This is a genomic window from Paraburkholderia youngii (assembly GCF_013366925.1).
Taxonomy (GTDB): domain Bacteria; phylum Pseudomonadota; class Gammaproteobacteria; order Burkholderiales; family Burkholderiaceae; genus Paraburkholderia; species Paraburkholderia youngii.
This window is the reverse complement of record NZ_JAALDK010000001.1, coordinates 5,303,046-5,325,000: the sequence shown is the minus strand read 5'-3', so window position 1 is coordinate 5,325,000 and position 21,955 is coordinate 5,303,046. Positions and strand designations below refer to the sequence as shown.

Here is a 21,955-nt window from a genome sequence, read left to right as displayed (position 1 = left end):
ATGCTGACATGAGTAGCGATAAAGGGGGTGAAAGGCCCCCTCGCCGTAAGCCCAAGGTTTCCTACGCAACGTTCATCGGCGTAGGGTGAGTCGGCCCCTAAGGCGAGGCAGAAATGCGTAGCTGATGGGAAGCAGATTAATATTTCTGCACCATTGTGAAATGCGATGGGGGGACGGATCGCGGAAGGTTGTCCGGGTGTTGGAAGTCCCGGTCGCTGCATTGGAGAGGGTGCCTTGGCAAATCCGGGCACAGGACTCAAGGGTGTGGCGCGAGCTTCTTCGGAAGCGAAGCAACTGGAAGGGGTTCCAGGAAAAGCCTCTAAGCTTCAGTTTCACAGTGACCGTACCGCAAACCGACACAGGTGGGCGAGATGAGTATTCTAAGGCGCTTGAGAGAACTCGGGAGAAGGAACTCGGCAAATTGGTACCGTAACTTCGGGATAAGGTACGCCCTGGTAGCTTGACTGGCCTGCGCCAGGAGGGTGAAGGGGTTGCAATAAACTGGTGGCTGCGACTGTTTAATAAACACAGCACTCTGCAAACACGAAAGTGGACGTATAGGGTGTGACGCCTGCCCGGTGCCGGAAGATTAAATGATGGGGTGCAAGCTCCTGATTGAAGTCCCGGTAAACGGCGGCCGTAACTATAACGGTCCTAAGGTAGCGAAATTCCTTGTCGGGTAAGTTCCGACCTGCACGAATGGCGTAACGATGGCCACACTGTCTCCTCCCGAGACTCAGCGAAGTTGAAGTGTTTGTGATGATGCAATCTCCCCGCGGCTAGACGGAAAGACCCCATGAACCTTTACTGTAGCTTTGCATTGGACTTTGAACCGGTCTGTGTAGGATAGGTGGGAGGCTGTGAAGCGTGAACGCCAGTTTGCGTGGAGCCGTCCTTGAAATACCACCCTGATCTGTTTGAGGTTCTAACCTTGGTCCGTGATCCGGATCGGGGACAGTGCATGGTAGGCAGTTTGACTGGGGCGGTCTCCTCCCAAAGTGTAACGGAGGAGTACGAAGGTACGCTAGGTACGGTCGGAAATCGTGCTGATAGTGCAATGGCATAAGCGTGCTTGACTGTGAGACTGACAAGTCGAACAGGTGCGAAAGCAGGTCATAGTGATCCGGTGGTTCTGTATGGAAGGGCCATCGCTCAACGGATAAAAGGTACTCTGGGGATAACAGGCTGATACCGCCCAAGAGTTCATATCGACGGCGGTGTTTGGCACCTCGATGTCGGCTCATCTCATCCTGGGGCTGTAGCCGGTCCCAAGGGTATGGCTGTTCGCCATTTAAAGAGGTACGTGAGCTGGGTTTAAAACGTCGTGAGACAGTTTGGTCCCTATCTGCCGTGGGCGCTGGATATTTGAAGGGGGCTGCTCCTAGTACGAGAGGACCGGAGTGGACGAACCTCTGGTGTACCGGTTGTCACGCCAGTGGCATCGCCGGGTAGCTATGTTCGGAAGAGATAACCGCTGAAAGCATCTAAGCGGGAAACTCGCCTTAAGATGAGATATCCCCGGGGCTTCGAGCCCCTTGAAGGGTCGTTCAAGACCAGGACGTTGATAGGTCAGGTGTGCACGTACAGTAATGTACTGAGCTAACTGATACTAATTGCCCGTAAGGCTTGATCCTATAACAGGTGTGTCTCGACACCCGTTAGCGCTTTAGCGCTTACGGGTGTCCGATCCCCGAAGGGGATGAAGACATGCAGTTTGAGATCAGTGTTGTGCCAGCAACAACACAACCCCAAACACACGAATCCTTTACGCTTCTTCCCGATTGGCTGTGGCGCCGGGTTGAGCCCAACCCGACAGCGACGCAGCAACCCGTCATGCCTGATGACCATAGCGAGTCGGTCCCACCCCTTCCCATCCCGAACAGGACCGTGAAACGACTCCACGCCGATGATAGTGCGGATTGCCCGTGTGAAAGTAGGTAATCGTCAGGCTCCCCCAAAGCCAGAAACCCCACCCGCAGCGGTGGGGTTTTTGCGTTTACGCGGCCAATTCCGCGCGCTTCACTACTTTCCGATCCGCAACACATCCCTCAAGCTCCTGCGTTGCTATTAGCGTCCGCACGCAAGCCGCAGGATCAAGCGGGAGTCGCCGTTCCCCGCCATGCAAACGCGGCTAGCACCTGCCGGATCGCCGTATCGAACGGTGTGCGTTGGCCGACTCCAAGTGCCTCCAGACGGCTCGATGCCAAATGGCAGTTGTGAGGGCGCGGCGTCGCATCGGTGGGCGTGTGCTGCGCCGTCAAATGCGTGCGGAGTTGCAATGCTTCTGCCAGGCGCACGGCGATTTCGTACTTGTTCATCGGTTCGTCGCCGGACCATTGCACGATGCCGGAGATCGTTTCGCCGCGCGCGTGTCGCTCGAGCATCTGTCGGATCACGACCGCGACATCGGGCGTGAACGTAGGATAGCGGATCGCCCAAGCGTCCATCTTGGCAGCCTGGCTGCCCGGCGCTGCTGACGCCGCGATCGCCGGCACAAGGCTAGTCACGGCTGACTCCGACCAACTCACAATCGGCCCATACAGCAGCGGCAGGCGCAGCACGCATCCGAGCTCGGCCGTTTCGATTAGCGCTCGCTCTCCCTCGAGCTTGCTCTGTCCATACGCGTTCAGTGGCGCGGGTGTGCTGTCGTGACGATAGGGCGGGTGCTTGCCGTCGAACACGTAGTCGGTCGAGATCGACAGCGTCCACGCGCCGCGTCGATTCGCCGCCCCGGCGATCATTCGCACGGCATCAACATTCAACGCACGAGCATGTGCCGGATCGCGCTCGCATACATCGGGTCGGCGCTCCGCCGCGGCAATCACGACGGCATCCGGTGCCACGTGGTCGATGAAACGCTCGACCGCAAGGCTATCGCGAATATCCAACGCGACCATCTGTGGAGACGGTCGGCTAAATGCTGTGGAGACGATGTGCCAATCGACCTGGCGCGCGAGTTCGTCGTTGAGCGCGCGCCCGAGCAGCCCGGAACCACCGATTACTGCAACCTTGAACATGCCCCGCACCCTTAGCGCAGAGACGTGGCCGTATATCCGGCTCGGTCAATCGCGGCCTTCAGCGCCTCGATCGCTTGTGTCGACTCCACGAGCACACGGCCGCTCGTGAGATCTACCTGAACCTGCGCGGCGGCGTCGTGCTCGCGAATCGCGTTCGTGACGGCAGCAACACAGTGCTGGCAGCTCATGCCTTCTACATGGAGTTCGATTGTCATTGCAAAGACCTCAGCGGAATCAGATCGCGGATAGCCGAATTATGCCTGCCGTTTCGTGTTTGGGTAGCTGACCTTCCCACGATGGGAAGGTGTAGGATCGCTTAGAGTTCATCCGCAACCTTGGGAAACAGTCATGAACATCGGCGAAGCGGCCCGCGCGTCGGGCGTTACAGCAAAAATGATCCGCTACTACGAAAGCGTCGGCCTTTTGTCCGCGAAGGCGCGCACGAGCGCTGGTTATCGCGTGTATGGCCCGCAGGAAGTGCACTCTCTTCGCTTCATCCGGCAGGCGCGCCGGCTCGGATTTCTGGTCGAGGATATCCGGCGACTCCTTGCTCTCTGGCACGACCGCTCGCGTGCAAGCGCCGAAGTAAAGCGGATCGCGCTCGAGCATGTCGCCGAACTCGATCGCCGCATCGCCGAGTTGACGGACATGCGCGACACCCTCGCGCATCTGGCCGATCATTGCAACGGCGATGACCGGCCAGATTGTCCGATTATTGAGCGACTAGCGGATACAGACCTTGTTTCGGGACAGGGTTGCCATCCGCTGTAGCCGGTGGGTCGAGGAGAGTCGCAACCTGGTCTGCCGATTCGCTTTGGGTCAAACAGATTGGCGCACCGGAAGTGTGCGTTGAAACTCAGAGCAAGGACGTCCGCGCCGAGCGGGCGGGTGAATCTCAATAAAATCAGCACCGACAATGCACCAATTAAGTGCATCATTCCAAATTGGAATGCACATCATGCGGGCATTTCACTGGTCAGGTTGCGCCTGAGGGCTATAATGCGGGTTAACCCTTTTACGGGAAATCCCTGATGTCAAATCACCGGGGATTCGATCTGATCCTTGGAGAACGTCATGTTTGCATTCATTCTTGAGAAGCTGAGCACCTGGTTCGAAACCGCGGAACGTAGCCGTCGTGAGGCATACCTCGCATCGTCGTCGGATATCGTCCAGCTCGAACAGCGCATCCGTTCGCTCGAAACCAATGGCTATTCGCGCTAAGTTTCCGCTTTGAGTTTGACCTGGCGGCGCCTGCTTTTGCGCGGCCATTGCAGTACCAATGTCGAGCCCCGTCAAAGCGGGGCTTTGTCGTATCTGCATATCGAAAACCGCGTGCCTTCGGCGTTTTTCGAGTGATCGCCGCAAGAAGGCTGCTCATGGCGAATATCGACTAGCTTCGTAACGCGGGCCGCGGTAATGTAGGACGTTTTTCGCGCAAGACGGCATTCATAACCAATCGGGCTGCCTATGTCCTCCGTCCGTTCGCTGCAAACATTCCGATCCATGATGGCCGCGGCCGCCACGGCAACCTTCGCCACCCTTTGTGCCGCGTCGGACGCGTATGCGGTGTCCGATTACGAGCGTCCTGCCGTGGTTCTCGATACGCTTGGCGGCATCAATGATGGCCAGAGCGGTACCGTACTGCTAAGCGCGCCGCCTGCGCCGGAGCCGATCGTCGCCGCGCCGCCGATCGCGGCACCGGTCGAGCTGCCTGCAGAATCGCCGCCGCCGTTCGTGGTCGCGCCTTATATCCAGTTGCCGGCGGGTGGTGGCGTGCCGCCGCGGCCGATGCCCCGACCAGTGCCGTTTCCGCAATAGGCAGCGACGGCGCGAAAGATAGTCGGCGACGCTTCTAACCCGTCTCGCTTCTCCCCAATACGCCGGCTTCGCTCGCCCCCGACAATCCCATTCGGGTTTGGGCGCATGGCGTCCGTGAAACCGTCCGAGGACAATCGTTGCGCGCCTCGTCGCCGTGAGCTTCGATCCCGGCTGCGCGCCTGCGTCACCGCTTCGAACGGAAAACACAAGGAGACGTCATCATGCCCAATCACTGGATGCAGCGTGCGACGCGCGCCTGCCTGATCCTGCTCGCACTGGCTACGCTGCCCGGCGCCGGGTTCGCGAAGGACGCGCCGGAAATGCCGACACTGACGATGGCCGTCGGCGGCTTACCCGGCCTCTACTATTTGCCAGTCCTCGCCGCACAGCAGCTCGGCTACTTCAAGGACGAAGGCCTGAACGTCACGCTCGAAGATTTCGCGGGCGGCTCGAAGGCGCTCGAAGCGGTGGTGGGCGGCAGCGCCGAAGTCGGCGCGGGCGCGTTCGAGCACACGCTGTTCATGCAGGCGAAGGGGCAACACTATCGCGCGTTCGTGTTGATGGGCCGCGCACCGCAGATCGTGATCGGCGTGGTGAAGTCGAAGGCCGATCAGATCAAGTCGCTCGCGGACTTCAAAGGCGCGAAGGTCGGCGTGAGCGCGCCGGGTTCGTCGACGGATCTCGTGCTCACCGTCGCGTTGCGCAAGGCCGGCGTGCAGCGCAGCGACATTTCGGCGATCGGCGTCGGAAGCGGCGCCACAGTGCTGGCCGCGGTGGGCAGTGGGCAGATCGACGCGCTATCCAATGTCGATCCAATGATGACCAAGCTCACGCGTAGCGGCGCGATCAAGGTGCTGGTGGATACGCGCACGGTCAAAGGCACGCAGGAGGTGTTCGGCGGTACGATGCCCGCCGCAACGCTTTATGCGCCCGAAAGCTTCATCCAGAAAAATCCGAAGACGACGCAGGCGCTGACCAACGCGATCGTGCACGCGAATCATTGGCTGCAGACCGCGAGCGATGCGGATCTGCTGAAGATGGTGCCGCAAGCCTATCTGCTGGGCGACCCGACGCTTTATCTCGATGCCTTTCACAACGTGCGCGACGCGTACTCTCCGGACGGACTGATGCCCGCAGATGGGCCGGCGACGGCGCTGCGCGCGTTGTCGTCGTTCGACAGCCGGCTCGATCCGAAGAAGATCGATTTGAGTGCGACCTATACGAACCAGTTCGCGAGCAAGGCGGCCGCGCAGTTGAAGTGAGCCCGAGCGCAGATCGGCTTGCGCGGGCAGGCAACTGCAGACCGCACGCGCAATGCGCTCACGTGCCGCATATCGCGTTCAATTGCCGCGATATTCGACCTTGAACGTCGCAGCCTTGTCCTCGCCGAGCATCTTGACGAGCCATGGCATCTGGTCCTTCAGCATCTTGGCGAGCGTATAGGGCGGGTTCAGGATGAACATGCCGCTACCGAACAGCCCATAGCCGTCTTCAGGCGGATTGCTGACGGTCAGGCTGACGTGCAGCCAGTTGTCGTTCTGCAATTGTTTCAGCTGATCGGGAAAACGCTGCGACTCGGGGCGCTTGACCTGTGGATACCAGACCGCATACGTGCCGGTCGGAAACCGCTTCAGACTTTCCTCGACGCAGCGCAGCGTGCGCCCGTAGTCGCGCTTGTCTTCATACGACGGGTCGAGCAGGATCAGCGCGCGGCGCGGCGCCGGCGGCAACAGCGCGAGAATGCCGTCGAAGCCGTCGCCCGCGTACAGCATCGCGCGGCGACCCGCGTCGCGAAAATTGTGGCGTAGCACATCGATTTCGGTGCTGTGCAATTCGAATAGCCGCATACGATCCTGCGCGCGCAACTGTCGCCACGCGAGATATGGCGAGCCCGGATAGAAATGCAGCTGGCCATCGGCATTGAGCGCGCTGACTTCGTCGACGTAGTCGGCGAACAGCGGCGGCAGATCGTTGCGGCCCCACAGTTTTGCGATACCCGTCTCGAACTCGCCGGTTTTCGTCGCGTAGCCTTCCTTCAGCGAGTAGACGCCGGCGCCCGCGTGCGTGTCGATATACCAGTAGGCCTTGTCCTTCTGGCCAAGGTAGAGCAGGAGCTGCAACACGACGGCGTGTTTCAGAACGTCGGCGTGATTGCCGGCATGAAAGGCGTGGCGGTAGCTGAGCATGATGAGAGGACGCTGAGAGAGCGCAGGCCGGCCCGACGGAGCCGGCGACGCGCGGTCGCGTATTGTACGCGACCGCGCGTGCCCGGTTACCCACTCAGTGCGTGGCGCTGCGCGCGCGATTACTCGTGCGCGTCGCCGATGATCTCCTCGATCCGCTGCTTGATCTCCGGCGTGATGCGCGTCGCCACCTCGGCGGACCGCATGTTTTCGCCGATCTGTTCGACGCGCGAGGCGCCCGTGATCACCGTGCTGACATTCGGATTCTTCAGAATCCACGCGATCGCGAGCTGACCGACCGTGCAGTCGAGTTCGTCGGCGACCGCGCCGAGCTGGCCGACCACGTTGTTCCGCGTCGGGTCGGTGAGCTGCTGACGCAGCCAGTCATAGCCCTGCAACTGCGCGCGACTGTCGGCGGGCACGCCGTCACGGTATTTGCCGGTGAGCAGGCCCGATGCCAGCGGACTCCACGTGGTCAGTCCGAGGCCGATGTCCTCGTAAAGCCGCTTGTATTCCCGCTCGACGCGTTTGCGGTGAAACAGGTTGTATTGCGGCTGCTCCATGACCGGCTTGTGCAGATGATGCCGCTCGGCGATTTCATATGCGGCGCGAATCTCGTCGGCGTTCCATTCCGAGGTGCCCCAGTACAGCGCCTTGCCGCGCGCGATCATGTCGCTCATTGCCCAGACCGTTTCCTCGACTGGCGTGTTCGGGTCGGGACGATGACAGAACACGAGATCGACGTAATCGAGTTGTAGGCGCTTCAACGACCCGTCGATCGCGTTCATCAGATACTTGCGGTTCAGCGTGTGGTACTGATTCGGCGCTTCGTTGAGTCCCCAGAAAAATTTCGTCGACACCACGTAACTGACGCGCGGCCACGCGAGTTCCTTCAACGCATGGCCCATGATTTCCTCGGATTTGCCGCCCGCATAAACTTCGGCGTTGTCGAAGAAATTGACGCCCGCGTCGCGCGCCGCGGCAAGCGATTCGCGCGCGGCGCGGTGATCCACCTGGTTGCCGTACGTGACCCATGAGCCGATCGACAACTCGCTCACTTGCAGGCCAGAGCGGCCCAGACGTCGATAATTCATGCATGTCTCCTGGTTGGTGATGCCACGGGAATGGAGCCGGATTCAGTCCGGAAGCGTTCAGTTTAAATAGATCCGGTTCGGCGTGCGTTTTACCTATGTCGTTCACAGGGTTCATGCACAATAGCAAAGTCAGCCGCCGCGCTGCATCCGCCGAACGGTCTATACCGTTTGGCCGACTTCTCCCGGCGCGCGGCTTCGTGGTCTCATTGCTCATCAACTGCATGGAGGTTCTGGATGTCGTCTCTGAACTCGAATCTGAACGGCAAGGTCGCCGTCGTCACTGGCGCCGCGAGTGGCATCGGCAAACAGATCGCGTTGACTCTGTCGGCCGCAGGTGCGGCGGTCGCGATCGCCGACCTGAACCAGGAGGGCGCGAACGCCGTTGCTGAAGAAATCAGAAAGGGCGGCGGTAAGGCAATCGGCGTGGCAATGGACGTGACGAGCGAAGACGCCGTCAACCAGGGTATCGACAAGGTCGCCGAGGAATTCGGCTCGATCGACATTCTCGTTTCCAACGCCGGCATCCAGATCGTCAATCCGATCGAAAACTATTCGTTCTCGGACTGGAAAAAGATGCAGGCCATTCACGTGGACGGCGCGTTCCTGACCACCAAGGCCGCGCTCAAGCACATGTACAAGGACAATCGCGGCGGTGTCGTGATCTACATGGGCTCGGTCCACTCGCATCTCGCCTCGCCGCTGAAGTCGGCGTACGTGACCGCGAAGCACGCTCTGCTGGGTCTGTCGCGCGTGCTCGCCAAGGAGGGCGCTGCGCATAACGTGCGTTCGCACGTCGTGTGTCCGGGCTTCGTGCGCACGCCGCTCGTCGACAAGCAGATTCCCGAGCAGGCGAAGGAATTCGGTATCAGCGAAGAGGAAGTGATCAAGCGCGTGATGCTGGGCGGTACCGTCGACGGTATCTTCACGACGGTCGAAGACGTCGCGCAGACCGTGCTGTTCCTGTCGACCTTCCCGAGCGCGGCGCTGACCGGCCAGTCGTTCGTCGTGAGCCACGGCTGGTATATGCACTAAGGGGCGGCCCATGGCGCAACGCAATCTGAAGCGGGCGCGCGTGGGCGTGTCCGGCGACGGGGAGGGTGCGGGTCCGGCGATTGCCGCCCGCTCGCGCCGGCACCTCCGGTTGCCCAGCTACGAAACCGTCGCGCTGATGCTGCAAGGCGGCGGCGCGCTCGGCGCCTATCAGGCCGGCGTCTTTCAGGGGCTTTACGAAGCCGGCATCGAACCGAACTGGATCGCGGGAATTTCGATCGGCGCGCTGAATACGGCGATCATTGCGGGCAATGCGCCGGAACGACGCGTCGAGCGTCTGCTGCAATTCTGGGAGACGATCTGCCAGCCGGCGTTCGGACCGCCGTTGCCGGCTCCGGTCGAACACGTGCTGTTCAATTCGAGCGAAGCGGTGCGCAAGGCATTTACGGCAGCGCAGGCGATGAGCGCGATCGTCGAAGGGCAAAAGGGCTTTTTCGTGCCGCGTTTTCCGCCGCCGTTGCCGACAGTGTCCGGCTCGCCGCAATTGGCGAGCTACTACGACACCACGCCGCTGAAGGCCACGCTCGAGTCGCTGTGCGATTTCGATCGGATCAATTCCGGGGAAATACGCGTGTCGGTGGGCGCGGTGAATTGCGGCACGGGCAACTTCGCGTACTTCGACAATACGCGCACCACGCTCAGGCCCGAGCATTTCATAGCGTCGGGCGCGTTGCCGCCGGGGTTCGCGGCCGTCGAGATAGACGGTCAGTTCTACTGGGACGGCGGCCTGATGTCGAATACGCCGCTCTACGAGGTGCTCCAGACCACACCGCGTCGCGATACGCTCGCGTTTCAGGTCGATTTATGGAGCGCGATCGGGCCGGTGCCGGACAACATCACCGACGTGCAGGGGCGCATGAAAGACATCCAGTATTCGAGCCGTACGCGTCTCGTGACCGACATGCTGCAGCGTTCGCAGCGTTTCCGTCACGTACTGCGCGAGGTGCTGGACCGTGTGCCCGAAGAGCAACGCGACGATCCGTGGTGCAAGCTGGCCGAAGATCTGTCGTGCTCGAAGCGCTACAACGTGATTCACCTGATCTACCGGCACAAGGAATACGAAGGACACTACAAGGACTTTCAATTCGGTCTGTCGACGATGCGCGAGCATTGGCGAAGCGGTCTCGAAGATATTGTCCGTTCGCTCGAACAGCCCGACTGGCTCGATATGCCGCAGAACGATGCCGGGTTCGTCACGCACGATATTCATCGGGACTCGCGCTGATTCTTCGCGGAGAAACCCGACGCCGCGCCGGCAAGGCCGAACGAACAGTCCGGCAGGCATAAAAAAACGGCGCCCTTTTCTGAAAAGGGCGCCGTTTCTACAGGCAGTTGCAGCGGCGAAGCTGCTGCACTGGCGCGGCAAACCTCCGCGCCGTGAATTGCCTTACTTGAGCACGTGAGCAATCGCGTTGGCGACGACGTCGAGGTTGCGCGTATTGAGCGCAGCCACGCAGATACGGCCGGTGCTGACCGCATAGATGCCGAACTCTTCGCGCAGACGATCCACTTGCGCAGCCGTCAGACCCGAGTACGAAAACATGCCGCGCTGTGCGTTCACGAAGCTGAAGTCACGATCGACGCCGCTTGCCTTCAGGCGCTCGACGAGACCATTGCGCATTGCGCGGATACGGTCGCGCATTTCGCCCAGTTCGCTTTCCCACGTCGCGCGCAGTTCCGGCGACGCGAGCACGGCCGCGACCACCGAGCCGCCGTGCGTCGGCGGGTTCGAGTAGTTGGTGCGGATCACGCGCTTCAGTTGCGACAGCACGCGCGCCGCTTCTTCCTTGCTCGAGGTGATGATCGACAGTGCGCCGACACGCTCGCCGTACAGCGAGAACGACTTCGAGAACGACGACGACACGAACACGTTCAGTTCCTGCGCCGCGAACAGACGCACGGCTGCCGCGTCCGCTTCGATGTTGTCGCCGAAACCCTGGTAGGCGATATCGAGGAACGGCACGAGATTGCGCGCCTTGACGACCTCGACGACCTGCTTCCACTGTTCGACGCTCAGGTCGACGCCGGTCGGGTTGTGGCAGCACGCGTGCAGCACGACGATCGTGCCCGCCGCATAGCTGTTCAGCGCACTCAGCATGCCGTCGAAGTTCACGCCGTGCGTCTGCGCGTCATAGTACGGATACGATTCGACGACGAAGCCCGCGCCTTCGAACAGCGCGCGATGGTTTTCCCAGCTCGGGTCGCTGATCGCGACCTTGCTGTTCGGATTCACGCGCTTCAGGAAGTCCGCGCCGATCTTCAGCGCCCCCGTGCCGCCCAGCGCCTGCGCCGTGACGACGCGGCCGGCCGCGATCAGCGGCGAGTCGTTGCCGAGCAGCAGCTTTTGCACGGCGGCATCGTAAGCGGCGATACCTTCGATCGGCAGATAGCCACGCGGCAGTGCGGCATCGACGCGGGCCTTTTCCGCCTCGCGCACGGCGCGCAGCAGCGGAATCTTGCCTTCTTCATTGAAGTAGACACCAACGCCGAGGTTGACCTTGGTGGCGCGCGTATCGGCGTTGAAAGCTTCGTTCAGGCCCAGAATCGGGTCGCGGGGAGCTAGTTCGACGGCGGAGAACAGAGACATGATGGGTGGGCAGCAGTAGTGAAAAGAGGGCGGCTTCGCGCGCGGGCGGCCTCATCTGGAGCGTCGGCGGCGTTTCGCGTGTGCGGCGTGAGTTCGACGAAACGCGAAAATCGGGGACGGCCTATGGACAGCGGCGAGCGAGCGCAACTTCGCATTGTAACGAATCCGGGCGCTTTTTTCGGACGACCGGTTGGCCCAAGGGCAATTATTTGCTTGAAAAACAGGCACTGGGAGCCATGTGGCAGAAAGGAATTCGAGCGGACGGGGCGATTTCGATCGCGCGACCCGGCCAAGGTGCGCTGTCCTTCGCCTCGCGCACAAGTCCGCAAAGGGCCATGACACGCCGCCGCCCGCACGGCCCGCGCCTCCCTACGTAACCCCGCTCGATCTTCGCTTTCCGCAACCCGTTAGAATGATTCTTTGCCCAAGGCCGGTGCCGCCCCTCATGTCCGAACACCATCTGACTGAAGCCGACGATACGCTCGACGAATCCAAATTCATCACGTTCGACGGTTCGCCGTTCAAGCTCTACCAGCCGTATCCGCCCGCCGGCGACCAGCCCACGGCCATCGAGACGCTCGTCGAAGGCGTCGGCGATGGTCTCGCGTTCCAGACGCTGCTCGGCGTGACCGGCTCCGGCAAGACCTTCACGATGGCCAACACGATCGCGCGCCTCGGCCGCCCGGCGATCGTGTTCGCGCCGAACAAGACGCTCGCCGCGCAGCTGTACTCGGAGTTCCGCGAGTTCTTTCCGCGCAACGCGGTCGAATACTTCGTCTCGTACTACGACTACTACCAGCCGGAAGCGTACGTGCCGCAGCGCGATCTGTTCATCGAGAAAGACTCGTCGATCAACGAGCATATCGAGCAGATGCGGCTTTCGGCGACCAAGAGCCTGATGGAGCGGCGCGACGTGGTGATCGTCGCGACGGTGTCGGCGATTTACGGTATCGGCAATCCGTCCGAATACCACCAGATGATCCTCACGCTGCGCACCGGCGACCGGCTCGGCCAGCGCGATGTCATCGCGCGGCTGATCGCGATGCAGTACAGCCGCAACGAAGCCGACTTCCAGCGCGGCTCGTTCCGCGTGCGCGGCGATACGATCGATATCTTCCCGGCCGAGCACGCCGAGATGGCGGTGCGCGTCGAGCTGTTCGACGACGAAGTCGAAACGCTGCAGCTGTTCGATCCGCTCACCGGTCGGGTGCGGCAGAAGATTCCGCGCTTTACCGTGTATCCGTCGTCGCACTACGTGACGCCGCGCGACACCGTGCTGCGCGCGGTCGAAACGATCAAGGCCGAACTGCGCGAGCGGCTCGAGTTCTTCTATAGCGAAGGCAAGCTCGTCGAGGCGCAGCGGCTCGAGCAGCGCACCCGCTTCGACCTTGAAATGCTGCAGGAGCTCGGATTCTGCAAGGGCATCGAGAACTATTCGCGGCATTTCTCGGGCGCGGCGCCGGGCGAGCCGCCGCCGACGCTCGTCGACTACCTGCCACCCGACGCGATCATGATGCTCGACGAATCGCACGTGCTGATCGGCCAGCTGAACGGCATGTACAACGGCGACCGCGCGCGCAAGGAAAACCTCGTCGACTACGGTTTCCGGCTACCGTCGGCGCTCGACAACCGGCCGCTCAAGTTCAACGAGTTCGAGCGCAAGATGCGCCAGGTCGTGTTCGTGTCGGCGACGCCGGCCGACTACGAAAAGAAGACCTCAGGGCAGGTCGCCGAACAGCTGGTGCGCCCGACCGGCCTCGTCGATCCCGAAATCGAGGTGCGGCCGGCGCGCAGCCAGGTCGACGACGTGCTCAGCGAAATCAACGAGCGCATCAAGGCCGGCGATCGGGTGCTCGTCACGACACTGACCAAGCGGATGGCCGAGCAGCTCACCGAGTTTCTGGCCGACCACGGCATCAAGGTGCGCTATCTGCACAGCGACATCGACACGGTCGAGCGCGTCGAAATCATCCGCGATCTGCGTCTCGGCGCGTTCGACGTGCTGGTCGGCATCAACCTGCTGCGCGAGGGGCTCGATATTCCCGAGGTGTCGCTGGTCGCGATTCTGGACGCGGACAAGGAAGGCTTCCTGCGCGCGGAGCGTTCGCTGATCCAGACCATCGGCCGGGCGGCGCGTAACGTGAACGGCAAGGCGATCCTCTACGCGGACAACATCACCGACTCGATGCGTCGCGCGATCGACGAAACCGAGCGGCGCCGGGCCAAGCAGATCGCGTTCAACGCCGCGCACGGCATTACGCCGCGTGGGGTCGTGAAACGGATTCGCGACATCATCGACGGCGTGTACAACGTCGACGAAGCGCGCGCCGAGTTGAAGGAGCAGCAGACCCGCGCGAAGTTCGAGGACATGTCCGAGAAGCAACTCGCCAAGGAAATCAAGCGCCTCGAAAAGCAGATGATGGAGCACGCGAAGAATCTCGAATTCGAGAAAGCCGCGCAGACCCGCGACCAGCTGGCGCTGCTGCGTCAGCGCGTGTTCGGCGCGAATGTCGGCGATCACGTGTCGGGCGTCGACTAATTGACATTTCCCTCCACCGCTTTTGTCCACCATGAAAGGGCGCGGCCGCTCGCCACGCCCTTTCTCATTGGCCGGTACTCGAGCTCCCGCGGGAGCCGTCCGGAGCGGTCACTTTGGCCGTGACGAATTCCGTCCCACCTTCCTCGATACACAAAGATTTTCTTAAGCCAACCTTAAAACCATGCTGGCATGAGGCCGAGCGCACTAACAGGTTTGTTCTCATCAGCGATCGATGATAAACTCAACCAATATTGAGAATGGTTCGCATTTAAATTCACATCTGACTTGCGGCCCCGTGTTTCAATGAAATCGATTCCAGTCTGATAAAAACAAGGAGCATCAATGCGGATTTCTTCCTTTGTGCAGGGTGGCGCGGCAACGGTAGCCGCAGTCGCGGCGCTGTCGGCCTCGGCCGCCGAATATCCGATCGGCAAGCAGCAGATCCAGGGTGGCATGGAAATCGGCGTGGTCTACCTGCAGCCGATCACGATGGAGCCCGAAGGCATGATGCGCAAGGCGTCGGATTCGGACATCCATCTCGAGTCCGACATTCACGCGGTCAAGAACAATCCGACCGGTTTCGCCGAAGGCGACTGGATGCCTTATCTGCAGGTGCGCTACGAACTGACGAAGGCCGGCTCGAACCAGCCGTTGAAGGGCGACCTGATGGCGATGGTCGCGAACGACGGTCCGCACTACGGCGACAACGTCAAGCTGCAAGGCCCGGGCAAGTATCACCTGAAGCTGATCGTGGAACCGCCGATGCAGATGGGCCACATGGCGTTCGGCCGCCACGTCGACAAGGAAACCGGCGTGGGTCCGTGGTTCAAGCCCATCACGCTCGAATATGACTTCACCTTCGCTGGCATCGGCAAGAAGGGCGGTTACTGATCGGCGCGCGATGCAAACGCGGTCGCTCGACGTATCAGTGAATGCAGCAGACGGCGCGCGGACAGTCGGTGTGATACCCGGCGTCGGCGCGTCGCGTTTTCCGGAAAGGGCAATGGGAATCAACCGAAAGATCACGATGCTTGCCGCCACGTTTTGCCTGGCGGCCACGGCTCACGCAGCCGACCTGCCGACCTTCAAGCTCGAAATGAACGACGGCAAGCTGAACCCTGCCCGCATCGAAGTGCCGGCGGGGCAGCGTATCAAAATCGAAGTGCGTAACACCGGCAAGGGCGCGGCGGAATTCGAAAGCGTGCAATTGCGTAAAGAGAAGGTGCTGGCGCCGGGCGCCGATTCGTTCGTCGTGATCGCCCCGCTGGAGCCGGGCGAATACAAGTTTTTCGACGACTTTCATCAGCAGGCGCAGGGCGTGATCGTCGCGAAGTAAGCAGTGGTCTCGATCGGCGGCGAGCGCCGCGGGAAGCGGGTGCTGTCGTTCGAGCGAGACAACGGAAGCGGGCAGTAGAAGGATCGAAGGGAGAGCTTGAATGGGTCAGATTCTGTTCATCGTGTGGCGGGAAAGTGTCGAGGCGCTGCTGGTCGTCGGCATCCTGTACGCGTGGTTGAAAAATGGCGACGACGACGCGCGCCGCGGCCTGCCGTACCTGTGGGGCGGCCTGGCGGCCGGCGTGATCGCGGCGGTAGCGCTCGGCGCGGCGCTGGTCGGCTTCACCGAGGTGCTCTCCGGTGACGCGCAGGATTACTTCCAGACCGCGATGGTGCTCATCGCCTGCGTGCTGATCGTGCAGATGGTGCTGTGGATGAAGCAGCACGGCCGCACGCTGAAGCGCGACATGGAACAGTCGCTGCAAAAGAGCAAGCGCGATTCGAACTGGTGGGGTGTCGCGCTGCTGGTCGCGCTGGCGATCGCGCGCGAAGGCAGCGAAACGGTCATCTTCCTGTACGGCCTCGGCTTCGGCCAGTCGGGTCATGTCGACGGCAGCCAGATGCTCGCTGTCGCGATCGGTCTCGCGCTCGCATTCCTGACCTTCTACGTGTTGCAGCTCGGCGGCAAGATCATCTCGTGGCGGGTCTTTTTCCGCGTCACCGAAATCATGCTGCTGTTCCTCGGCGCGGGGCTGTTCCAGACCGGCATCGACAAGCTGATCGACAAGGAAATCCTGCCGACGCTCGTCGACCAGCTGTGGAATTCGTCGGCGATCCTCGATGATTCGAGCACCTTCGGTTCGCTCGTCGCGACGCTGACCGGCTACCGTGCGCATCCGGCACTGATGAATCTGCTTGCCTATGCCGTCTACTGGGCGGTCGTTTATCTGCTGGTGCGCCGCGCCACTCGCAAGCCCGCGCAGCAAACAGCAGGGCGCGCGGCATGAGCGCCGTGATGGCTTCGCGGCCGGGCCGCCTCGCGGCGGTCGGCCAGTGGATGCAGCGCCATGGCGCGGTGATTCGTGGCATCCAATGGGTCGTGGTCGCGGTGTACGCGTTCCTGATCATCGCGCCCGCGCTGATGCCGCTGCCGGACGATACCGCGCATCTGTGGAGCAACCTGACGCTCGCCGCGCAGTTCGTGTTCTGGGGCATCTGGTGGCCGTTCGTGCTGCTGTCGATGGTGATGCTCGGCCGCGTCTGGTGCGGCGTGCTGTGCCCGGAGGGCGCGCTCGCCGAGTTCGCGAGCAAGTACGGCCGCGGCCGCGCGATTCCGCACTGGATGCGCTGGGGCGGCTGGCCCTTCGTTGCGTTCGGCATCACGACGATCTACGGCCAGATGGTGAGCGTCTACCAGTATCCGAAAGCGGTGCTGCTGGTGCTCGGCGGCTCGACTTTCGCGGCCATCGTGATCGGTCTGCTGTACGGACGCGAGAAGCGCGTCTGGTGCAAATACCTGTGCCCCGTCAACGGGGTTTTTTCGCTTCTGGCGCGCCTCGCGCCGTTTCACTACAAGGTCGACGAAGACGCGTGGCGCCGTTCGTACACCAACGGCGAGCATGGGCACCGGGTGATTCCGATCAACTGCGCGCCGCTCGTGCCATTGCGCAACATGAAGGGCGCGGCCGACTGCCATATGTGCGGCCGCTGCAGCGGACACCGTGATGCGATCGAGCTGACGTGGCGCAAGCCGTCGACGGAAGTCGTGCAGTTGGGCGACAAAAAGGCGAATCCGTGGGACACCGCGCTGATCCTGTACGGCCTGCTCGGCATCGCGATCGGTGCGTTCCACTGGACCGCGTCGCGCTGGTTCATCGACCTGAAGATGTTCGCGGCGAGCTGGCTCGTCGATCACGACATCACGTGGCCGCTCGAGACCAATGCCCCGTGGTTCCTGTTCACGCATTACCCCGACCAGAACGACGTGTTCTCGTGGCTCGACGGCTCGCTGCTGATCGGCTACATCCTCGCGACGGCGCTCGTCTATGGCACCGCGCTGCTGCTGTTGCTGACGGGCGCCACGCGCATGCTCGGGCGCTTCAACGCAACGCGGTTGCATCACTTGACGCAGGGGCTGATTCCGATTGCGGGCGCGGGTGTGTTCCTCGGTTTGTCGGCGACGACGCTGTCGCTGCTGCGCGCCGAGCACGTGTCACTGTGGTGGGCGTCGGATCTGCGCATCGCGATCCTCGTGATTGCCAGCGCGTGGAGCGCATGGCTCGCGTGGCTCGTCACGCGTCGCTATAGCGAGCGCTTCGTGCAGCGCGCGCTGGCGATGCTGTGGTTCGTCGCGGCGCTGGCGGTCGTCAATAGCGCGTGGTGGCTGATGTTCTGGGGCTGGGCGTCGAAGTAAGTGTTGGCCTGGGTTCGGTGCGAACGCAGGCGCAAGCGCAAAGAAAGCAAGCGCAAAAGCCGTGGAATGGCAACATCCCACGGCTTTTTCATTTTGAACTTCAGCGATGTGCGCCGTTGCGCGCTTCTGCTTTCGAATGAGAACCAAAAAAACGGCCTGGCTTGCTGCGACGGCTGGCTTGGTGTCTGCACGAAGGGGTCTAGTTCTCGCGTGCAAGCCGTCGTGGCTGGCTAATGCCTAACACCTCTCGGGGAGGTGGTCCCCACAATACCCGGTACTTACTTCGTGTTGCGTTGCTACTTCGTCAGGATCAGCTTGCCGAGGCGCGTCGCACGTAACTGGTACGTCTCGCCGTTGTGCACGATGCTGATGTGACTATGGCCTTGCAGCAGCGCGTCGCTGCGCACGACCCGTTCCGCCGTCTCGCCTTGGCCGGCGGTGCGTTCCGCGGTGGGCTTCGCCGCTTGCGCGGTCGTCGTCGACGGCTTCGTGCGGCTGGTTAGCGCGGCCGCCGAGCGGCGCAGGCTGAGCGTGGTGGAGCGAGTCATATCGGTCATTCGTTCTAGCTTGTTCGTCGATTCGATGGGATGATTCTAAATGATAACTATTCCTATTTACAAGGGCGAGAAATTCATCGGATTCGACTTCTGATAGCTGAATGAAATGTGCGGCTAGACGACGGCCTTGGGGCCATCCTGGACATGGCCCCGCAGCGGCGCGGGCGAGACGCCCGCGCAGTTTCTCAGTGCAACGGTCCCGGTTCCTGTTTGGTCGCGACGTACTGGCGGATCAGTCTCACCGTGTCGATATCGTTCTCGCGATACGCGGACTTGACGATCTCCTGCGTCCGCACGGCGTCCTGATCGGTCGTCGAGACAGGCAGCGTGGTCGCGTACTCGAAGCGCAGGAACAACTGCAGTTCGTCGGGTTGCTCGATCGTCATCGTCAGTGAGCCGCCAACGTGTTCGGCGGTCGGCAGGATGTCGTAGCGCACGCTGTCGCTTTCCTGCAGCGTGACGCGATCCCGCACGGTGGCCTGGCCGTAGTGCAACTCACGCTCGAGCACATTGCCGTCGCGCGACAGGATCGTGCAGCTGTCGAGACCCATCACGAACAGTTGCGGCTGCTCGGCGCGCAACACGAGACCTTCCCACAGCTGCTCGCGGGTCATCGATTCGACGAGGGGATTCAACGGATCGTTGATCTGAATGAGGTGTTCGAAATTCAAGTCGACTGCGTCCTATGAAAATATTGCAATGCCCGTGGCCCGAACGGGCGACGTCCGACCGTCCTATGCATCGTCTGGTGCGCCTGTTAAGCGACGGCGAGCGCGGAGCGGATCGAGATCGTGTGCGTGAGGATCTTGTGCACCGGGCATGCATTGGCAATTTGCAAAAGCCGTTCCCGCTGCTCGTCGGACAGTTCGCCATCGAGCATGATCTGACGGTCGATCGTCGAGCCCGCGTCGCCGGTTTCCATCGACAGTTTGACCCGTACGCTCGCGAGCGGCCAGCCTTTGCGCTGCGCGTACATCTTCAGCGTGATCGACGTGCACGCGCCGAGGCTCGACAGCAGCAGCGAGACCGGTGTCGGGCCGCGGTCGCCGCCGCCTAGCGATTCGGGTTCGTCGGCAATCCATGTGTGCTTGCCGTCGTCGAACACGACCTGGAAATTCGTCGAACCGATGTGGGCGGTGACGGTGGGCTCTGCCATGCGCGCTCCTATGATAGCGATCATATTGGGTCGCGCGCGTCGGACTGTTGCAATCAACGCGGCTCGCGCGACATCAGCCGATATTGTGACCGAATTTACCGTTGTTCGCGCCCCGAGAGGGGCGATCTGGCGGCGCGCGTTAGCCGGTCAATGCGTGATCGCGCCCATCCGCCCGGCCTGATAGTCGACCACCGCCTGACGGATCTCGTCCTCGGTATTCATCACGAACGGGCCATAGCGCACCACCGGCTCCTTCAGCGGTACGCCGCCGAGCAGCAGCACTTCGAGCGGTTCGTCGCCGGCCGTGATGGTCACCGTGTCGCCGTCGTTGGCGAACACGACCATCGTGCGCGCGTCGATGTCGGCGCGCGCGTCGCCTTCGCCATACACGCCCTTGCCGGACAGCCCATACGCGAACACGCGATAGTCGGCCGGCACCGGTTGGCGGATCGTCGCGCCCGACTGCAGAGAGAAATGCTGATACAGGATCGGCGTACGCGTTTCGATCGCGGCCTTGATGCCGAGCGCCTCGCCCGCGACGACCTTGACGCGCACCCGGCCGTCTTCGGACGTCGCGACTGGGATGCGTGCCGACGGGATCTCCTGGTAGCGCGGCGCGATCATCTTGTCGCGACGCGGCAGGTTCACCCATAACTGCAGGCCGTGCACGCGCCCGCCAGTGCGCGTGAATTCCGGGTCGGGCATTTCGCTATGCACGACGCCCGCGCCCGCGGTCATCCACTGGACGTCGCCGGCGTGCAGCGTGCCCGAATGACCCGCCGAGTCCTTGTGGCCGAACTGGCCCTCGAGCACGTAGGTGACCGTCTCGAAGCCGCGATGCGGATGATCGGGCGCGCCGATGGCCTCGCCCGGCGCATAGTCGACCGGCCCCATTTCGTCGAGCAGCAGGAACGGATCGAAGTCCATCAGGAGACGCGTCGGAAACGGTCGATGAACGACGAATCCGCCGCCTTCCACCGTGCGAACCGACGGAAACGTGCGTTCGATCGTACGTGACGTAGTCATCAATATCACCTCGAAAAATGGGGAATAGCGTTATTTCTGAAACATGGAGCTATTATAGGGACCGTTTTTCGCAGTGCCAGCCGCCCCTCAGCAATGGATTGTTCTGTTTATGGAACGATGAGATGAAGATCGATTCACACAACCTGAACGACCTGATGTACTTTTCGCAGGTCGTCGAACATGGCGGATTTTCGGCCGCCGAGCGGGTGTTGGGCATCTCGAAGTCGCGCCTGTCGCGCCGGCTCACGGAGTTGGAGGCGTCGCTCGGCGTGCGGCTGTTGCAGCGTTCCACTCGCAAGCTCGCGCTGACGGAAGCGGGGCAGCTGTTCTACCAGCACTGTCAGGCGATGCTCAGCGAAGCGCAGGCGGCGGTCAATGTCGTGCAGCAGCTGCGCTCGTCGCCGCGTGGCACGGTGCGCGTCAGCGTGCCGGTCACGATCTCGCAGACGATTCTGTCGACGATCCTGCCGGAATTCATGCACCGCTATCCGGAAGTGCGCGTCGTGATGCGCGTGACCAATCGCGTGGTCGATCTGTTCGAGGATTCGATCGACGTCGCGCTGCGCGTGCGTTCCGATCCGCCGGAAAACGCGAACATCGTCGTGCGGCCGCTGTGGCGCACCGAGCAGATGCTGGTCGGCGCGCCGAGCCTGCTGCAGCAGAATGCGCCGCCGTTGACGCCGGCCGACCTGAACCGCTTCGAAACACTCGACGTGCCGACGAGCGACGGCCGCCACGTGTACAACCTGATCTCGCCCGACGGTACGCGCCATGCTCACGAGCACGAGCCGCGTCTCGTGACCGCCGATCTGATGACGATTCGCGAGGCGGTGCTGGCCGGTGTCGGCATCGCCGCATTGCCCGAGATGATGTATGGCGCCGCGTTGAGGGCGGGACTGTTGTCACCCGTGATGCCGGGCTGGAGTTTTCCGACGCCGCAGTTGTACGCGGTGTTCGTATCGCGTCAGGGCATGGTGCCGGCCGTGCGCGCGTTCGTCGATTATCTGGTCGAGATGCTCGATCCCGATGAAGGTAAGCACATCATGGGCGAGTGTCCTGCGCACGGCAACAAAACGGTGGCACAGGTATCGGTTGCGGCGGCGGCTCCGGTTGCGTCGACGGTGGCTTAATCAGGCGCTTGAGGAAACTCAAGAGGCGCACGGTACGCTGCGGCCGCTATCGTGCTTCGCAAATCGCTTTTAGCATTTAAGCGTGGCCTGTTATGGTTACTTTCAATGGC

21 protein-coding genes and 2 rRNA genes (1 of these 23 running past the window's edge) are annotated in these 21,955 nt (G+C 61.9%); 14 read left to right on the top strand and 9 right to left on the bottom strand.

What is annotated here, in order from left to right; genetic code table 11:
• Both G5S42_RS24290 and rrf read left to right on the top strand, forming a co-directional pair.
• A 23S ribosomal RNA gene (locus G5S42_RS24290) occupies positions 1-1,634 on the top strand (it extends 1,247 nt beyond the left edge of the window).
• Between the two features lie 202 nt (positions 1,635-1,836).
• A 5S ribosomal RNA gene (gene rrf, locus G5S42_RS24285) occupies positions 1,837-1,950 on the top strand.
• Between the two features lie 143 nt (positions 1,951-2,093).
• Here rrf and G5S42_RS24280 read toward each other — a convergent pair.
• Entirely contained in the window at positions 2,094-3,017 is a 924-nt protein-coding gene (locus G5S42_RS24280; protein WP_176109095.1) for a dTDP-4-dehydrorhamnose reductase family protein, read from the bottom strand.
• An 11-nt stretch (positions 3,018-3,028) separates the two neighbouring features.
• On the bottom strand, positions 3,029-3,232 hold the full coding sequence (locus G5S42_RS24275) for a heavy-metal-associated domain-containing protein (protein ID WP_176109094.1): 204 nt from the start codon (positions 3,230-3,232) through the stop codon (positions 3,029-3,031).
• Positions 3,233-3,365: 133 nt separating this feature from the next.
• On the opposite strand from G5S42_RS24275, the gene cueR reads away from it, so the two are divergent.
• The 4 genes from cueR (at position 3,366) to G5S42_RS24255 (ending at position 6,097) form a co-directional block, all read left to right on the top strand.
• On the top strand, positions 3,366-3,788 hold the full coding sequence (gene cueR / locus G5S42_RS24270; protein WP_176109093.1) for a Cu(I)-responsive transcriptional regulator: 423 nt from the start codon (positions 3,366-3,368) through the stop codon (positions 3,786-3,788).
• 303 nt (positions 3,789-4,091) lie between these two features.
• Positions 4,092-4,238: a DUF3563 family protein gene (locus G5S42_RS24265; protein WP_013088978.1), complete on the top strand. Its 147-nt coding sequence runs from the start codon at positions 4,092-4,094 to the stop codon at positions 4,236-4,238.
• Positions 4,239-4,484: 246 nt separating this feature from the next.
• Positions 4,485-4,835, top strand: a complete 351-nt coding sequence (locus tag G5S42_RS24260) for a hypothetical protein (protein WP_246392067.1) — start codon at positions 4,485-4,487, stop codon at positions 4,833-4,835.
• 221 nt (positions 4,836-5,056) lie between these two features.
• A complete protein-coding gene (locus tag G5S42_RS24255) occupies positions 5,057-6,097 on the top strand; it encodes an ABC transporter substrate-binding protein (RefSeq protein WP_176109092.1) in 1,041 nt (346 codons plus the stop codon).
• Between the two features lie 78 nt (positions 6,098-6,175).
• On the opposite strand, the gene G5S42_RS24250 is transcribed toward G5S42_RS24255, so the two are convergent.
• Together G5S42_RS24250 and G5S42_RS24245 are read right to left on the bottom strand one after the other, a co-directional pair.
• On the bottom strand, positions 6,176-7,021 hold the full coding sequence (locus tag G5S42_RS24250) for a 23S rRNA (adenine(2030)-N(6))-methyltransferase RlmJ (RefSeq protein ID WP_176109091.1): 846 nt from the start codon (positions 7,019-7,021) through the stop codon (positions 6,176-6,178).
• Positions 7,022-7,140: 119 nt separating this feature from the next.
• Positions 7,141-8,112, bottom strand: a complete 972-nt coding sequence (locus G5S42_RS24245; RefSeq protein ID WP_176109090.1) for a potassium channel beta subunit family protein — start codon at positions 8,110-8,112, stop codon at positions 7,141-7,143.
• Between the two features lie 234 nt (positions 8,113-8,346).
• On the opposite strand from G5S42_RS24245, the gene G5S42_RS24240 reads away from it, so the two are divergent.
• Together G5S42_RS24240 and G5S42_RS24235 are read left to right on the top strand one after the other, a co-directional pair.
• Entirely contained in the window at positions 8,347-9,144 is a 798-nt protein-coding gene (locus G5S42_RS24240) for a 3-hydroxybutyrate dehydrogenase (protein WP_176109089.1), read from the top strand.
• Positions 9,145-9,154: 10 nt separating this feature from the next.
• Positions 9,155-10,387: a DUF3734 domain-containing protein gene (locus tag G5S42_RS24235; RefSeq protein WP_176109088.1), complete on the top strand. Its 1,233-nt coding sequence runs from the start codon at positions 9,155-9,157 to the stop codon at positions 10,385-10,387.
• Between the two features lie 162 nt (positions 10,388-10,549).
• Here G5S42_RS24235 and G5S42_RS24230 read toward each other — a convergent pair whose 3' ends face one another.
• On the bottom strand, positions 10,550-11,749 hold the full coding sequence (locus tag G5S42_RS24230) for an amino acid aminotransferase (protein WP_176109087.1): 1,200 nt from the start codon (positions 11,747-11,749) through the stop codon (positions 10,550-10,552).
• 445 nt (positions 11,750-12,194) lie between these two features.
• Here G5S42_RS24230 and uvrB point away from each other — a divergent pair, with 445 nt between their 5' ends.
• The 5 genes from uvrB to G5S42_RS24205 all read left to right on the top strand — a co-directional run bounded on the left by uvrB (position 12,195) and on the right by G5S42_RS24205 (position 17,976).
• Complete coding sequence (gene uvrB, locus G5S42_RS24225) at positions 12,195-14,288, top strand: excinuclease ABC subunit UvrB (protein WP_176109086.1); 2,094 nt, start codon at positions 12,195-12,197, stop codon at positions 14,286-14,288.
• A gap of 342 nt (positions 14,289-14,630) precedes the next feature.
• Complete coding sequence (locus G5S42_RS24220) at positions 14,631-15,179, top strand: iron transporter (RefSeq protein WP_176109085.1); 549 nt, start codon at positions 14,631-14,633, stop codon at positions 15,177-15,179.
• Between the two features lie 112 nt (positions 15,180-15,291).
• Entirely contained in the window at positions 15,292-15,624 is a 333-nt protein-coding gene (locus G5S42_RS24215) for a cupredoxin domain-containing protein (protein WP_013088988.1), read from the top strand.
• A gap of 100 nt (positions 15,625-15,724) precedes the next feature.
• Positions 15,725-16,570, top strand: coding sequence for an FTR1 family iron permease (locus G5S42_RS24210; protein ID WP_176109084.1), 846 nt, complete (start codon positions 15,725-15,727; stop codon positions 16,568-16,570).
• Positions 16,567-17,976, top strand: a complete 1,410-nt coding sequence (locus tag G5S42_RS24205; RefSeq protein WP_176109083.1) for a 4Fe-4S binding protein — start codon at positions 16,567-16,569, stop codon at positions 17,974-17,976. Before G5S42_RS24210 ends, G5S42_RS24205 begins: the two co-directional genes overlap by 4 nt.
• Before the next feature lie 296 nt (positions 17,977-18,272).
• Here G5S42_RS24205 and hemP read toward each other — a convergent pair whose 3' ends face one another.
• From hemP to G5S42_RS24185, 4 genes are all read right to left on the bottom strand, one after another.
• Positions 18,273-18,533, bottom strand: a complete 261-nt coding sequence (gene hemP, locus G5S42_RS24200; RefSeq protein WP_176109082.1) for a hemin uptake protein HemP — start codon at positions 18,531-18,533, stop codon at positions 18,273-18,275.
• 185 nt (positions 18,534-18,718) lie between these two features.
• Positions 18,719-19,204, bottom strand: coding sequence for an SRPBCC family protein (locus G5S42_RS24195; RefSeq protein ID WP_176109081.1), 486 nt, complete (start codon positions 19,202-19,204; stop codon positions 18,719-18,721).
• Between the two features lie 86 nt (positions 19,205-19,290).
• Positions 19,291-19,689: an OsmC family protein gene (locus tag G5S42_RS24190; protein ID WP_176109080.1), complete on the bottom strand. Its 399-nt coding sequence runs from the start codon at positions 19,687-19,689 to the stop codon at positions 19,291-19,293.
• Between the two features lie 147 nt (positions 19,690-19,836).
• Positions 19,837-20,715, bottom strand: coding sequence for a pirin family protein (locus G5S42_RS24185; protein WP_176109079.1), 879 nt, complete (start codon positions 20,713-20,715; stop codon positions 19,837-19,839).
• A gap of 122 nt (positions 20,716-20,837) precedes the next feature.
• On the opposite strand from G5S42_RS24185, the gene G5S42_RS24180 reads away from it, so the two are divergent.
• Positions 20,838-21,845 (top strand): LysR family transcriptional regulator, encoded by a 1,008-nt coding sequence (locus G5S42_RS24180; RefSeq protein WP_176109078.1) that lies wholly within the window; start codon positions 20,838-20,840, stop codon positions 21,843-21,845.
• Positions 21,846-21,955 lie beyond the last annotated feature (110 nt).

Bases quoted from the DNA above. Each gene is read 5' to 3' on its own strand.
- G5S42_RS24280 (WP_176109095.1), bottom strand. From the start codon at position 3,017: ATGTTCAAGGTTGCAGTAATCGGTGGTTCCGGGCTGCTCGGGCGCGCG.
- G5S42_RS24275 (WP_176109094.1), bottom strand. From the start codon at position 3,232: ATGACAATCGAACTCCATGTAGAAGGCATGAGCTGCCAGCACTGTGTT.
- cueR (WP_176109093.1), top strand. From the start codon at position 3,366: ATGAACATCGGCGAAGCGGCCCGCGCGTCGGGCGTTACAGCAAAAATG.
- G5S42_RS24265 (WP_013088978.1), top strand. From the start codon at position 4,092: ATGTTTGCATTCATTCTTGAGAAGCTGAGCACCTGGTTCGAAACCGCG.
- G5S42_RS24260 (WP_246392067.1), top strand. From the start codon at position 4,485: ATGTCCTCCGTCCGTTCGCTGCAAACATTCCGATCCATGATGGCCGCG.
- G5S42_RS24255 (WP_176109092.1), top strand. From the start codon at position 5,057: ATGCCCAATCACTGGATGCAGCGTGCGACGCGCGCCTGCCTGATCCTG.
- G5S42_RS24250 (WP_176109091.1), bottom strand. From the start codon at position 7,021: ATGCTCAGCTACCGCCACGCCTTTCATGCCGGCAATCACGCCGACGTT.
- G5S42_RS24245 (WP_176109090.1), bottom strand. From the start codon at position 8,112: ATGAATTATCGACGTCTGGGCCGCTCTGGCCTGCAAGTGAGCGAGTTG.
- G5S42_RS24240 (WP_176109089.1), top strand. From the start codon at position 8,347: ATGTCGTCTCTGAACTCGAATCTGAACGGCAAGGTCGCCGTCGTCACT.
- G5S42_RS24235 (WP_176109088.1), top strand. From the start codon at position 9,155: ATGGCGCAACGCAATCTGAAGCGGGCGCGCGTGGGCGTGTCCGGCGAC.
- G5S42_RS24230 (WP_176109087.1), bottom strand. From the start codon at position 11,749: ATGTCTCTGTTCTCCGCCGTCGAACTAGCTCCCCGCGACCCGATTCTG.
- uvrB (WP_176109086.1), top strand. From the start codon at position 12,195: ATGTCCGAACACCATCTGACTGAAGCCGACGATACGCTCGACGAATCC.
- G5S42_RS24220 (WP_176109085.1), top strand. From the start codon at position 14,631: ATGCGGATTTCTTCCTTTGTGCAGGGTGGCGCGGCAACGGTAGCCGCA.
- G5S42_RS24215 (WP_013088988.1), top strand. From the start codon at position 15,292: ATGGGAATCAACCGAAAGATCACGATGCTTGCCGCCACGTTTTGCCTG.
- G5S42_RS24210 (WP_176109084.1), top strand. From the start codon at position 15,725: ATGGGTCAGATTCTGTTCATCGTGTGGCGGGAAAGTGTCGAGGCGCTG.
- G5S42_RS24205 (WP_176109083.1), top strand. From the start codon at position 16,567: ATGAGCGCCGTGATGGCTTCGCGGCCGGGCCGCCTCGCGGCGGTCGGC.
- hemP (WP_176109082.1), bottom strand. From the start codon at position 18,533: ATGACCGATATGACTCGCTCCACCACGCTCAGCCTGCGCCGCTCGGCG.
- G5S42_RS24190 (WP_176109080.1), bottom strand. From the start codon at position 19,689: ATGGCAGAGCCCACCGTCACCGCCCACATCGGTTCGACGAATTTCCAG.
- G5S42_RS24185 (WP_176109079.1), bottom strand. From the start codon at position 20,715: ATGACTACGTCACGTACGATCGAACGCACGTTTCCGTCGGTTCGCACG.
- G5S42_RS24180 (WP_176109078.1), top strand. From the start codon at position 20,838: ATGAAGATCGATTCACACAACCTGAACGACCTGATGTACTTTTCGCAG.